11 protein-coding genes and 2 tRNA genes are annotated in these 12,108 nt (G+C 71.4%); 9 read left to right on the plus strand and 4 right to left on the minus strand.

The features are described 5' to 3' along the window. Positions 1–10 precede the first annotated feature (10 nt). Genes T9R20_RS08130 through T9R20_RS08140 form a run of 3 tightly spaced genes read left to right on the plus strand, consistent with a single transcriptional unit; the run spans position 11 to position 3,225 of the window. Positions 11–1,117 carry a branched-chain amino acid aminotransferase gene (locus T9R20_RS08130; RefSeq protein ID WP_322412013.1) on the plus strand — a complete coding sequence of 369 codons (1,107 nt, stop codon included), beginning with the start codon at positions 11–13 and terminating at the stop codon, positions 1,115–1,117. Between the two features lie 36 nt (positions 1,118–1,153). Continuing rightward, positions 1,154–1,930: a fumarylacetoacetate hydrolase family protein gene (locus T9R20_RS08135; RefSeq protein WP_322412014.1), complete on the plus strand. Its 777-nt coding sequence runs from the start codon at positions 1,154–1,156 to the stop codon at positions 1,928–1,930. Then, positions 1,930–3,225 carry an MFS transporter gene (locus T9R20_RS08140; protein WP_322412015.1) on the plus strand — a complete coding sequence of 432 codons (1,296 nt, stop codon included), beginning with the start codon at positions 1,930–1,932 and terminating at the stop codon, positions 3,223–3,225. Before T9R20_RS08135 ends, T9R20_RS08140 begins: the two co-directional genes overlap by 1 nt. Here the strand turns inward: T9R20_RS08140 and T9R20_RS08145 are convergent. After that, on the minus strand, positions 3,215–4,291 hold the full coding sequence (locus T9R20_RS08145; protein ID WP_322412016.1) for an aminotransferase class V-fold PLP-dependent enzyme: 1,077 nt from the start codon (positions 4,289–4,291) through the stop codon (positions 3,215–3,217). The two genes, T9R20_RS08140 and T9R20_RS08145, sit on opposite strands and share 11 nt — an antisense overlap. An 81-nt stretch (positions 4,292–4,372) precedes the next feature. On the opposite strand from T9R20_RS08145, the gene T9R20_RS08150 reads away from it, so the two are divergent. The 3 genes from T9R20_RS08150 (at position 4,373) to T9R20_RS08160 (ending at position 7,011) form a co-directional block, all read left to right on the plus strand. Further along, the gene (locus T9R20_RS08150) at positions 4,373–5,332 is read left to right on the plus strand and encodes a LysR family transcriptional regulator (protein ID WP_322412017.1); all 960 of its coding nucleotides are present in this window, start codon (positions 4,373–4,375) and stop codon (positions 5,330–5,332) included. 11 nt (positions 5,333–5,343) lie between these two features. Continuing rightward, positions 5,344–6,858, plus strand: coding sequence for a glutamate--tRNA ligase (gltX, locus tag T9R20_RS08155; protein WP_322412018.1), 1,515 nt, complete (start codon positions 5,344–5,346; stop codon positions 6,856–6,858). 81 nt (positions 6,859–6,939) lie between these two features. Then, positions 6,940–7,011 (plus strand) — tRNA-Gln (locus T9R20_RS08160). Positions 7,012–7,048: 37 nt separating this feature from the next. Here T9R20_RS08160 and T9R20_RS08165 read toward each other — a convergent pair. Both T9R20_RS08165 and T9R20_RS08170 read right to left on the minus strand, forming a co-directional pair. Further along, a complete protein-coding gene (locus T9R20_RS08165) occupies positions 7,049–7,954 on the minus strand; it encodes a phosphotransferase (protein WP_322412019.1) in 906 nt (301 codons plus the stop codon). A gap of 30 nt (positions 7,955–7,984) precedes the next feature. After that, positions 7,985–8,623 carry an MBL fold metallo-hydrolase gene (locus T9R20_RS08170; protein WP_322412020.1) on the minus strand — a complete coding sequence of 213 codons (639 nt, stop codon included), beginning with the start codon at positions 8,621–8,623 and terminating at the stop codon, positions 7,985–7,987. 107 nt (positions 8,624–8,730) lie between these two features. On the opposite strand from T9R20_RS08170, the gene T9R20_RS08175 reads away from it, so the two are divergent. After that, a tRNA-Glu gene (locus T9R20_RS08175) sits at positions 8,731–8,806 on the plus strand. 58 nt (positions 8,807–8,864) lie between these two features. On the opposite strand, the gene T9R20_RS08180 is transcribed toward T9R20_RS08175, so the two are convergent. After that, entirely contained in the window at positions 8,865–10,178 is a 1,314-nt protein-coding gene (locus T9R20_RS08180; RefSeq protein WP_322412021.1) for a serine/threonine-protein kinase, read from the minus strand. 167 nt (positions 10,179–10,345) lie between these two features. On the opposite strand from T9R20_RS08180, the gene T9R20_RS08185 reads away from it, so the two are divergent. Continuing rightward, positions 10,346–11,131, plus strand: coding sequence for a DeoR/GlpR family DNA-binding transcription regulator (locus T9R20_RS08185; RefSeq protein WP_322412022.1), 786 nt, complete (start codon positions 10,346–10,348; stop codon positions 11,129–11,131). Continuing rightward, on the plus strand, positions 11,128–12,099 hold the full coding sequence (locus T9R20_RS08190) for a hexose kinase (RefSeq protein ID WP_322412141.1): 972 nt from the start codon (positions 11,128–11,130) through the stop codon (positions 12,097–12,099). Before T9R20_RS08185 ends, T9R20_RS08190 begins: the two co-directional genes overlap by 4 nt. The last annotated feature ends 9 nt before the right edge of the window (positions 12,100–12,108 follow it).

A 12,108-nucleotide genomic window follows, 5' to 3' on the forward strand; every position in this document is an offset into this window, starting at 1 on the left:
GGATGCTCAGATGACTCTCATCGACTCAGATCCCGACACCGGCCTCGCACCGCTGAAGTTCGCGGTCGCCAAGAACCTCGCGGCCAAGACGCCGGCGGAGCGCGACGCGATCCTGGCCAACCCCGGCTTCGGCACGCACTTCACCGACCACATGGTCGACATCTGCTGGTCGGTCGGCGGCGGGTGGCACCGCCCGCGCGTGCAGCCGTACGGCCCGATCGCGATGGACCCCGCGGCTGCCGTCCTCCACTACGGGCAGGAGATCTTCGAGGGGATCAAGGCCTATCGCCACGCCGACGGCTCGATCCACACCTTCCGGCCCGATCAGAACGGCCGACGCCTCCAGCGCTCCGCGCGGCGGCTCGCCCTCCCGGAGCTCCCGGTGAGCTACTTCATCCAGTCGCTGCGCGAACTCATCGCCGTCGACGGCGCCTGGGTGCCGGGCGGCGCCGACCAGAGCCTGTACCTCCGTCCGTTCATGTTCGCCAAGGAGGCCTTCCTCGGCGTGCGTCCCGCGCACAAGGTCAACTACTACGTGATCGCGAGTCCCGCGGGCGCGTACTTCAAGGGCGGCGTCCAGCCGGTCTCGATCTGGTTGAGCGAGGACTACTCCCGCGCCGGCAAGGGCGGCACGGGAGCGGCCAAGACCGGGGGCAATTACGCCGCCAGCCTGCTGCCGCAGTCGGAGGCCTACGAGAACGAGTGCGACCAGGTGGTGTTCCTCGACGAGAAGCGCAACGTCGAAGAACTCGGCGGCATGAACATCATCTTCGTGTACAAGGACGGCCGGATCGTCACCCCCCAGTCGGAGTCGATCCTCGAGGGGATCACCCGCGACTCCATCCTGCAGCTCGCGATCGATCGCGGTCACCACGTCGAAGGACGCGCGGTGTCCATCGGCGAGTGGCGTGAGGGCGTCGCCTCCGGTGACATCGTCGAGGTCTTCGCGTGCGGCACCGCCGCCGTCGTCACGCCGATCGGTGTGCTGAAGGGGAGGGACTTCCTCGACGAGCAGCCTGTGGGCGAGCTCGCCCTGTCGCTGCGCGAAGAACTCACCGACATCCAGTACGGTCGCCGCGAAGACCGTCACGGTTGGCTGCTGCGGCTCGACGACTGACCGTTTCCCGCCGGAGGCGATCGCTAGGCTGAGCGGGTGAGAGTCGCCCGCTTCAGCCACAACGACACGATCAGCTACGGAATCGTCGACGACGGCGAGCTCGTCGTCCTCGCCGGCGACCCCCTGTTCGCCGGGTTCGACACGACGGGGGAGCGGGTGGCGCTCGGCGCCGTGACTCTCCTCGCCCCCGTCATCCCGCGATCGAAGATCGTCTGCGTCGGACGAAACTACCGGGATCACGCCGCAGAGCTCGGCAACGATGTGCCCGCCGAGCCGCTGCTGTTCTTCAAGCCCAACACCGCCGTCATCGGGCCGGGCGACGCCATCGTGCTGCCGCCGCAGTCGGAGCGCGTGGACTTCGAGGGGGAGCTGGCGGCGGTGATCGGGCGGGTGGCCAAGAACGTCCCGGCTGAGCGTGCCCTGGAGTACGTGTTCGGCTACACGATCGGCAACGACGTCACGGCCCGCGACCTGCAGCGCAGCGACGGGCAGTGGTCGCGGGCGAAGGGCTTCGACACGTTCTGCCCCCTCGGACCCGCGATCGAGACCGAGTTCGACCCGACCGCCGCCGCCCGGCTGACCACCCGCCGCAATGGTGAGACCGTGCAGAGCGCGCCGCTGACCGACATGATCTTCTCCGTCGCCGACATCATCGCCTACGCATCGGCGGCCTTCACCCTGCTCCCCGGCGATGTCGTGCTCACCGGAACCCCCGCGGGGGTCGGCCCGATCACCGCCGGCGACACCGTGGACGTCGAGATCGAAGGACTCGGAACACTCCGCAACGTCGCCCGCGCCCCCGGCGAGGGATGATGGCCGCGGGTCCGGATGCCGCGGACCCGGCGCGCTCGTCCGCGACGACCGGGCTCGCCGAGGACCTCGCCGTGGCGGCGGTCGTCCAGCGCCGGACGGTCCGGGTGCTCTCGGCCGGGCAGATCCTCGGCGGCATCGCCTTCGGAGCGACGATCTCGCTCGGCGCGATCCTCGCCGGCGAGGTCTCGGGGGAGGAGTCGCTATCGGGTCTCGCCGCCGCGGCGGTCACCCTCGGCACGGCCTTCACGGCCGTTCCGCTCGCCGCGCTGGCGCGGCGCCGAGGCCGGCGCCTGTCGCTGGCCGCCGGGATGGCGATCGCCCTCGTCGGTGTCGCGGGCGTCATCACCGCCGTCGGGGCGGCGTCCTTCCCGCTCCTGCTGGTCGCCTTCCTCCTGGTCGGCGCGGGGCAGGCGGCGAACCTGCAGTCGCGATTCGCCGCCGCCGACCTCGCCACCGACGCCACTCGCGGACGCGATCTGTCGATCGTCGTCTGGGCGACGACGATCGGAGCAGTCCTCGGCCCGAACCTCACCGGGCCCGGCGAGGCGATCGGCGACCTCCTCGGTCTCCCTTCCCTCACCGGTCCCTACGTGTTCACCCTCATCGGTCAGTCACTGGCGATTGCGCTGTATCTCCTGGCGCTCCGGCCCGACCCACTCCTGACCGCGCAGCAGCTCGTCATCCGCCGCGCGACGGCGGGCGGGTCCGCCATTGTGCCGCGGAGCGATCGCCCGGGGCCGGCGCGATACGCCATCTTCGCCATCTCGGCTGCGCACGGAGTGATGGTGTCGGTCATGGCGATGACTCCGGTGCACCTGCTCCACCAGGGGGCGACCCTCACGGTGATCGGCTTTACGATCAGCCTCCACATCGCCGGCATGTACGCCGCCGCACCCGTGTTCGGACTGCTCGCCGACCGGATCGGTCGCATCCCCACGATCCTTCTCGGGCAGGCGATCCTCGCCGCCGCGCTGGTGACGGCCTCGTTCGGTCAGGACTCGACCCTGTGGGTCACGGTCGGACTCATCCTCCTCGGCCTCGGCTGGAGCGCGTCGACGGTCGCGGGCTCGGCACTTCTGACCGAGGCGTCGTCGGAGGCGCGACGCACGCGCCGCCAGGGCCTCAGCGACTTCCTCATGAGCCTCGTCGGCGCGGGCGGAGCGATCCTTGCGGGAGTGGTGCTCGGCTGGATCGGATACGGCGGACTCGCGCTCGTCGTCGCCCTCGGCGTCATCGCCACGAGCGCACTCGCACCCCTGGCCGCCCCTCGGCGGCGCGCGTCCGTCAGCGGGTGAGTGCTCCCACGGCGAGGTCGACGTCCTCGTCGTCGTTGAAGACGTGGAACGCCACACGCGCTCGCCCGGCCCGCCCCGATGCGACCACACCGCGTGCCGACAGGCGCGCCAGGTCCCGCCCATCGTGGTCGGACCACGTCACGATCGGCGTCGGCCGCACGGGGCGCGCGAGTCCCAGCTTCTCTCGGAAGGACGCTGCGAGATCGGTGGTGGCGGCGTAGACCTCGTCCGGCGGCAGAGCACGAAAGAGCGCGAGTGCGGGCTCGGCGCCGGCGAAGGCCTGCCAGGCGGGTGACACGTCGAATCGGGACGCATCGTCGGCGAGCACGACGTCGGCTCCGTAGCACGAGGACCACGGATCACTCCCCGCGTACCAGCCCGCGAAACGCGGCGGCAGAATCCGCTGCATCCGCTCCGACACCACCGCGAACGCAACCCCCCGCGGAGCGCACAGCCATTTGTAGGCATGGCAGATCGTCACGTCGAATCGATCAGCATGGACGTCGAGCCATCCCACAGCCTGAGTGGCGTCGCACAGGGTGAGTGCGCCATGGCGCTCGGCCGCGGTGACGATCGCGGAATCGTCCGCGACGTCTCCCGTCCCCGACTGGACCAGCGAGAAGGCCACGAGCCAGGTGCGGTCGGTGATCTCATCGGCGAGCGCGTCGAGCGGCACGGTTCTCACTGTGATCCAGGGGGAGTGGACGAAGGGCAGGATCACCGACGAGAAGTCCTCCCGCGCACAGAGCACCTCAGCGCCGTGCGGAACGGCACCGGCGGCCAGGCCGACGAAGACCGACGCCTGCGAGCCGATCGCGACGCGGGCCGGGTTCACCCCCACCAGCGCCGCGAAATGTCGCCGGCAGTCTTCTGCGGTGCGGGTCCAGGCACCCATGTCGATCCGCCCGGTCGACCACTCATCGACTGCCGCGATAAGCGCCGCACGTCCGCGAATCGGGGGCAGCCCGGTCGTGCAAGCCGAAAGGTAGCCGCGTCGGCCGGGGAACTCCTCACGCACCGTACGCATCGTGGAAGCCGGGACCGTCGAGGAGGTCGTCACCGTCATGACTCGATGCTCGCGCGCCCTCGCCGATAGGTCCAGTGCAGGTTCGACATGGAAGACATGCCCTGACGTTATGATTTCGGCATGGACGCCGAGACGCCGCTCGAGCCCGTGGTCGACGCCCACACCCTCCGGCTCATGAAGGCGATCGGCGACGAGGGATCGCTCACGGCCGCCGCGACGGCACTGGGCTACAGCCAGCCCGCCGTGAGTCAGTCCGTCCGCCGCATCGAACAGCGCCTGGGAGTGCCCGTCGTGGAGCGTGCCGGTCGCCGCGTGCGCCTGACCGAAGCCGGCCGGGTGCTCGCCCGTCATGCGCCGGCGGTGACCACCGCCTTGGAGGCCGCCGTCGGCGAGCTGGCCGAGCTGCGCGGGCTGCGCGCCGGGCGGGTGCGGGTGGCAGCGTTCCCCTCGGCCTCCTCCGCCGTCATCCCCCGCCTTCTGCGCGTGCTTCGCACCAGGCACCCTGGAATGGAGGTGACCTTCGTCGAGGCGGAGCCGCCCGAAGCGATTGCGGCCGTGCGGGCCGATCGCGCCGACGTGGGGATCACCTTCAGCTTCCCCGGCGATCGACGCGATCCCCACCGCCTGAGCGCCGCCGGGCTCGAGGTGAGCACCCTCGGTGAGGACGATCTCCTCCTCGTCCTCCCTCGGGATCACCCGCGCGCGCACGACGGCTCCCTCACCCTGGCGGCGCTCGCGGACGAGGAATGGATCGCCGGGTGTCCCGATTGCCGTGGACACCTCATGGAGCTGTGCGAGGGCGCCGGGTTCCGACCGCGCGTCACCTTCGAAACCGACAACTACCTCGCGGTCGAGGCTCTCGTCGCGCAGGGCATGGGTGTGGCCACCCTCCCTCGGTGGGCTGTCGATTCGTTCCCCGCCCTCCCCGGCATCGTCACGCGTCCGCTTCCCGCGGCGGATCCTCGCAGCATCCACGTCGTCACCGCCCGCGAAGCTCAGCGGGTACCGGCGATCCGGGCGACCGTAGACGCGCTCCGGGCACTGCTCGCCGAGCCGGGCAGGACGAGGTCCCCCGCCTAGACTGAGGGGTGATGCCTGCTACGCCCGATCCCCGCACCACGACCGCCACCGGCACCGACGTCCGCGTCCGGTTCTGCCCCTCCCCGACGGGTCTGCCGCACGTCGGACTCGTGCGCACGGCGCTGTTCAACTGGGCGTACGCCCGTCACCACGGCGGGACGATGGTGTTCCGTATCGAGGACACCGACGCCGCGCGCGACAGCGAGGAGAGCTACCTCCAGCTTCTCGACGCGCTGCGCTGGCTGCGCATCGACTGGGACGAGGGCGTCGAAGTGGGCGGCCCCCACGCGCCGTACCGTCAGTCGCAACGTCACGAGATCTACCGCAGCGTGCTGGACCGGCTCATCGCCGCCGGCGCGGTGTACGAGAGCTTCTCCACCGCCGAGGAGATCGACGCGCGCAACGACGCGGCGGGGCGGGCGAAGCAGCTCGGCTACGACAACTTCGACCGCGACCTCACCGAGGAGCAGAAGGCCGCGTACCGTGCGGAGGGCCGTGAGCCCGCGTGGCGGCTGCGGGTCCCCGACGAGGACCTCACGTACGTCGACCTCATCCGCGGCGAGGTGACCTTCCCCGCCGGGTCGTTCCCCGATTTCGTCATCGTGCGTGCAGGCGGCATCCCGCTCTACACGTTCGTCAACCCCGTCGACGACGCCCTCATGGGGATCACCCACGTGCTCCGCGGCGAAGACCTCATGCCCTCCACCGCACGTCAGCTCGCCCTGTACCGCGCCCTCATCGACGCCGGTGTGACAACCTTCATGCCCCGCTTCGGTCACATGCCGCTCGTGCTCGGCGACGGCACGAAGAAGCTCTCCAAGCGCGACCCCCGGGCCGATCTCTTCCTCCAGCGCGAGAAGGGCTTCATCCCTGAGGGACTGCTGAACTACCTCGCCCTCCTGGGGTGGTCGATCGCTCCCGACCGCGACGTCTTCAGCCTCGACGAGCTGGTCGCCGCATTCGACATCGCCGACGTCAATCCGAACCCCGCCCGCTTCGATCAGAAGAAGGCAGAGTCGATCAACGGCGATCACATCCGGATGCTGGAACCGGCCGACTTCGCCGCCCGCCTGGTTCCCTACCTGGTCGCGGCCGGCCTCGTCTCGGATCCGCCGTCCGAGGACCAGATCGCCCTGCTCCGCCGGGCCGCCCCGCTCGTGCAGGAGCGCATGCCCCTGCTCGGCGATGCGCCGGGGATGCTCGGTTTCCTCTTCGTCGAGGACGTCCGGTACGACGACGATGCGCTCTCCGGCCTTCCGGCGAACGCGGGTGAGGTCCTGGTGGCGAGCGTCGCGGCCCTCGAGCTCGTTCCCGCGGCGGAGTGGACGGCCGCGGCCGTGCAGGAGGCCCTGTCGCGCGCGCTCGTGGAGGAACTTGGACTGAAGCCGCGGGTGGCCTACGGTCCTCCGCGCGTGGCGATCACGGGGCGACGCGTCTCGCCGCCGCTGTTCGAGTCGATGGAGCTTCTCGGGAAAGCGGAGTCGCTGCGTCGGCTGAGCCTGCTCGTGACTCATCTCGGGGGATGAGCCGCGGCATGGGCTGTCGGTTTGGCGAGCCGTCCGCGGTCTACTAGACTCGATCCTCGGCACGGTTCCGGCTGCGGCCATTGGGGTATGGTGTAATTGGCAACACGGCTGATTCTGGTTCAGTTGTTCTTGGTTCGAGTCCAGGTACCCCAGCAGATGAAGACCCCCGATCCGTCGGGGGTTTCGTCGTTCATGCCGGGTGTCGCAGCTCCGCGACGCTCTCGCGGGCGAGGGTGGCGTAGGCGGGCATGTCGTCGCTCTGCCCCAGGAGAATCGTCGTGAACGCCGCCGCCCAGGCGCGCGCGCGGACCCAATCCGCGGGGGCGAAGGCACCGTCCAGGTGCCGGATGAACGCGCGGCGGCCGTCGGGGTCGAAGCACAGCCAGGCGGCGGCGAGGTCGTAGGCGGGGTCGCCGGGTGCGACGTCGATGAAGTCGATCACCGCGACCAGTCTGGGCCCGCGGGCGATGAGGTTGCCCGGGTGGAGGTCGCCGTGGATGAGCGCGGGGGCGCCGCCCCACCCGCCGACGGCAAGCCCCTCGTCCCACAGTCGCGCGAGCAGATCCGTGTCGCCGACGCTGACCGTCGCGCCGGTCCGGAGAGCGGCGAGGCGCTCTGCGATGCTCTCCGCCCGGGTGGCGAGCGCACCTCCGCGCACCGGATTGGCCGGGACGGAGCCGGGGTCGGTGGCATGGATCGCGCGGAGTGCGCGGGCGAGCGGTGGCGCCCAGGCGCCTCGATCCCTGCGAGCCACCTCCAGCCCGGCGCTGCCCTCGTGCCAGCGGACGACCGACCACGGGTAGGGGAACGTCTCGTCCGGTGGGCCCGCGAACACCACTTCCGGGGCGCCGACACCGACCGCGACGAGGGCCTGCGACAGCGCCGGCATCACTGCCTGCTCGTGGGCGACACCGGCCGCTGCGGCGGCACGACGGGGCAGCCGCACGGCGAGTCCTTCACCCAGCCGCCAGGTCTCGCAATCCCACCCGGTCGTGTCGGGGCGCGGGGAGAGGGTCTCGGATGCGGCGTCGGAGACGTGCCGGCGGACGAGAGCCGCGACGACGGCCCTCGTGATCTCCACATCGGCAGGCGGCATGCCCGGCATCCTCGTCCCCTTCGGTCGGCGTCAGACGTCCGTGGAATCGCCGGGGTCGAGCGCGACGAACTCGCCGCCGTTCTGCTCGGTCGCCCAGCGCAGCCGACTGCGGTGCATGTCTCTCCCGAGCACCGACAGCGTCATGTCATGGGTGCCGAACGCCTGCCGGGGCTTGACGGCGAGCACGAAGTCGATCGCGTCGCCGATCTTCAACCAGGGAGCGCCGAGCGGCGCCGCGAGCAGCTGCACGTCGACGCCGCTCGGAACGGCGTACGAGTCGCCCGGGTAGTAGAAGACGTCGTTGACGAGGACACCCACGTTGTCGACGACCGGCAGCGACGAGTGGATGACCTCGTGCCGACCACCGAAGAAGCGGAGGCGGAACGGCCCGAGCTCGAGGGTGTCGCCCGGATCGACGACGATCACGTCGAACCCGGCCGCGGCGGCCGCCACACCCGCGGGACCGTAAATGGGCGTTCCCGGAGACATCTTCAGGATGCGTTCGAGATGATCGGCGGTCCAGTGGTCGGGGTGCTCGTGCGTGACGACGATCCCCGCCACCTCGCCGAGGTCGTAGAGGGGATCGGTGAAGGCGCCGGGATCGATGACGAGGGTCGAGCCGGACTCTTCGAGGGTGAGCGCCGCATGTTCGTGCTTGGTGACTCGCATTCCCCGAGTCAACAGGCGGCCGGCGACGTCGGCAAGCGCCATTCTCGGGGGCCGTCCCGATTTGTTCGCGGCGCGGGGGGCATGGCATAATCGAACGGTTGCCTGACGGCCCCATCGTATAGCGGCCTAGTACGCCGCCCTCTCACGGCGGTAACGCGGGTTCGAATCCCGCTGGGGTCACCAGCATCACGAAAGCCTCCGGTTCGCCGGAGGCTTTCGTGCTTTCGAAACCATCTCGGCCTCAGCCGTCTTCGTCGTCGTCCCCTCGCTCGGCTTCCCGCTCAGCCTCCCGCTGGGCCTTCTCAGCCTCCTTCTCGGACTCCCGCTGGGCTTTCTCGGCCTCGCGCTGCGCCTCCTCGTCGGCCGGTGCCGGGCCCGCGGGCTGTTCGACGGCCGGCGCGACCCCTGGATCCGTGGGCGTCGTTGCCGGTGCGGGGCTGTCGGCGGGCTCATCCGTGACCGGCTGCGTGCTCGTCGGAGCCGGAGCCGGAGCGGGCTCGGCGGTGCCCGCGCTGACGGCTGCCCACGTGCCGAGCGCGAGGATCACCGCGGCACCGGCGGCGACGGATCCCCAGAGGAGCGGGAGCCGCCGGCGCCCGCTCCCCGGGCGACGCGCGGCCGGCGCGGCGGGGGCGAGCACGGCCGTCGGCTCGTCGCCGGAGGCGGGATCCGCCGGCAGCATCGCCGGGGGCAGCACCGCTGTCGGCATCTCGACCGGAGTCGCGCCGCTGAGGTCGGCGGCGGCGACCGCGACCTCCAGAGCCGTGGGCCTGCTGCCGGGTTCGAGGTCGGTCATGCGCGCGAGAAGCGCGCGCCAGCCCGGGGCGATGTCGTCCGGGATTCGCGGCGGGCCGCCCAGGCGAGCGAGCGCCGCCTCGGCGGCCGACGAGGCAGGGAACGCCCGCCTGCCGGTCAGAGCCTCGATGAGCACGAGCCCGAGCGCGTAGACATCGGCCGGCGGGGCGGGATCGTCTCCCCGCACCTGCTCGGGAGCGAGATAGGAGGCGGTGCCGATCACCATCCCGGGTGTGGTGATGCGCGCACTGTCGAGGAGGTAGGCGATCCCGAAGTCCGCGAGCTTCGCCCGGAAGAGGCGGTGCGGGAGGGGCGAGGGGGTGACGAGGATGTTGGCGGGCTTCAGGTCGCGGTGCACGACGCCCGCGGCGTGGACGACGTGCAGGGCCTCGGCGAGCTCGGCGGCGAGGGCTGCCACCTCGGTGGCCGGTAGCGGCCCGGAGGACAGGGCGGCGGCGAGAGTCCGTCCGTCCACGAACTCCATCACCAGGTATTCGGGCTTCCCCGGCTCCAGACGCGCGTCCAGCAGCATCACCAGCCCGGGATGACTCAGAGCGGCCAGCGCCGCCACCTCGGCGCGGGCGCGCTCCGGAGACGCCGAGCCCTCCACGCCCGGGCGGAGGAGCTTGACGGCCACGGTGCGGCCGAGCAGCACGTCGTCGGCGCGGTACACCCGCGCCATCCCGCCCTCGCCGATGAGGGCGCCCAGCCGGTAGCGATCGTCCAGGAGCGGCTCGGGTGGTGTCGGAGTGGGAGGCACGGCGGTTCCTTCGCGGGGTCTGCCGACGGCGGACTCCTCGACCATACTCGCGCGCCACACCAGGGGAGGGCTCAGAGACGGCGACCGCGGTGGTCGGATGTGGGTTTCATTGTTGTTTAGTGTTGGTATGTGTTGTAGTCTGTGGGAAACCTTGAGGAAGAGGACGCATGTACGCGACGGAGCGACAGGACGCCATCGAACGGCAGCTGCTGACCGCAGGCCGCGTGTCGGTGGTCGATCTCGCCCGCGACTTCGGCGTGACCACCGAGACGATCCGGCGCGACCTCGATGCCATGGAGCGCGACGGAGCCCTTCGCCGGGTACACGGCGGCGCGGTGGCAGCGTCGCGCGGCGGGACCAGTGAGACCGCGGTCGGCGACCGCGGTGCCGTGAACGGCGAGGAGAAGGCGCGCATCGCCGTGCGGGCCGCCGAGGCGCTTGCGGGGCTCGGGGGATCCCTCTTCATCGACGCCGGCACCACCACCGCCGCGTTCGCCCGCGATCTCGCCGCCCGCACCCCCGCGGACGGCGCCGCACGGCTCGAGCTGGTCACCCACGCCGTTCCCATCGCCTTCGAGCTCGGCGCCCGTGCCGACTTGCCGCTGACCGTCATCGGCGGACGGGTGCGCGGGATGACCGCGGCCGCGGTCGGCGCCGCAGCGGTCGAGGCTGTCTCGCAGCTGCGCCCAGACGTCGCCGTCGTCGGCACGAACGGCATCTCCGCCGCCTTCGGGCTCAGCACCCCCGACCCGGAGGAGGCGGCAGTCAAACGCGCGATCGTCGCCGCCGCACGGCGCGTCATCGTGCTCGCCGACGCCAGCAAGGTCGATGCGGAGTACCTGGTGCGCTTCGCAGGACTGGAGGACATCGACGTCCTCGTCACGGACGCCGCACCCTCCGGCGAGCTCGCCTCGGCCCTGCGAACCGCCGACGTGGAGGTGTGGACCGCATGATCGTCACGCTCACCGCCCATCCTTCCCTGGATCGCACCGTCGCCCTGGAATCGGCGCTCCGAACCGGCGAGGTGCAGCAGGCCGTCTCCGTCCGGGAGGACGCCGGCGGCAAGGGCGTCAACGTCGCGCGCGCCGTCGTCGCCGCAGGGGTTCCGACCCTCGCGCTCATGCCGCTGAATCCGCACGATCCCTACGCCGACCTGCTTCGGCAGACCGGGGTGCCCACGCGCACCACTGCGGTGGCCGGCCGGGTCCGCGCCAACATCGCGCTGACCGACCCCGAGGGGACGACGACCAAGATCAACCTCCCGGGGGCGCGTCTGACGATCGCCGACCGGCGCGCGGCCATCGCCGACACGGTCGCCGCCAGCCGCGGCGCCCGCTGGCTGGTACTGGCGGGATCCCTGCCGCCCGGCGTCGGCGACGACTTCTACGCCGACGTCATCGACGCCGTGCGTTCCGCGCCCGATGCTCCCCTCATCGCGGTGGACACCTCGGGCCCCGCCCTGTCCACGGTCGTCGCGCGCAGTCGTCCCGACCTCATCAAGCCCAACGACGAGGAACTCGCCCAGCTGACGGGAGATCCGCTCGACGGCGACGACCTGGTCGCCCAGGTCGCCCGGGCCGCGTCCGACCTCGTGCCCGCGAAAGTCGGGGCGGCCCTGGTCACCCTGGGATCGCGCGGCGCGGTCCTCGTCGCCGAGGGCGGTGCCTGGTACGCCGCACCTCCGAGAGTCCGCGCGGTGAGCACCGTCGGCGCCGGCGACAGTTCGCTCGCCGGCTACCTGCTCGCCGCCGTCGCCGGCGACGGCCCCGCCGAACGCCTCGGGCGCGCGGTCCGGTACGGGGCGGCCGCCGCGTCTCTTCCCGGCACCCAGATCCCCACCCCCGCAGACCTCCCCGCCGGGGAGATCCGAGCCATCACGCTCACTGCCGAGCGCACCCACCCCGCGGGCATCGCCCCGTGAGCAGACCAG

The organism is Microbacterium invictum, from assembly GCF_034421375.1.
GTDB lineage: Bacteria > Actinomycetota > Actinomycetes > Actinomycetales > Microbacteriaceae > Microbacterium > Microbacterium invictum_A.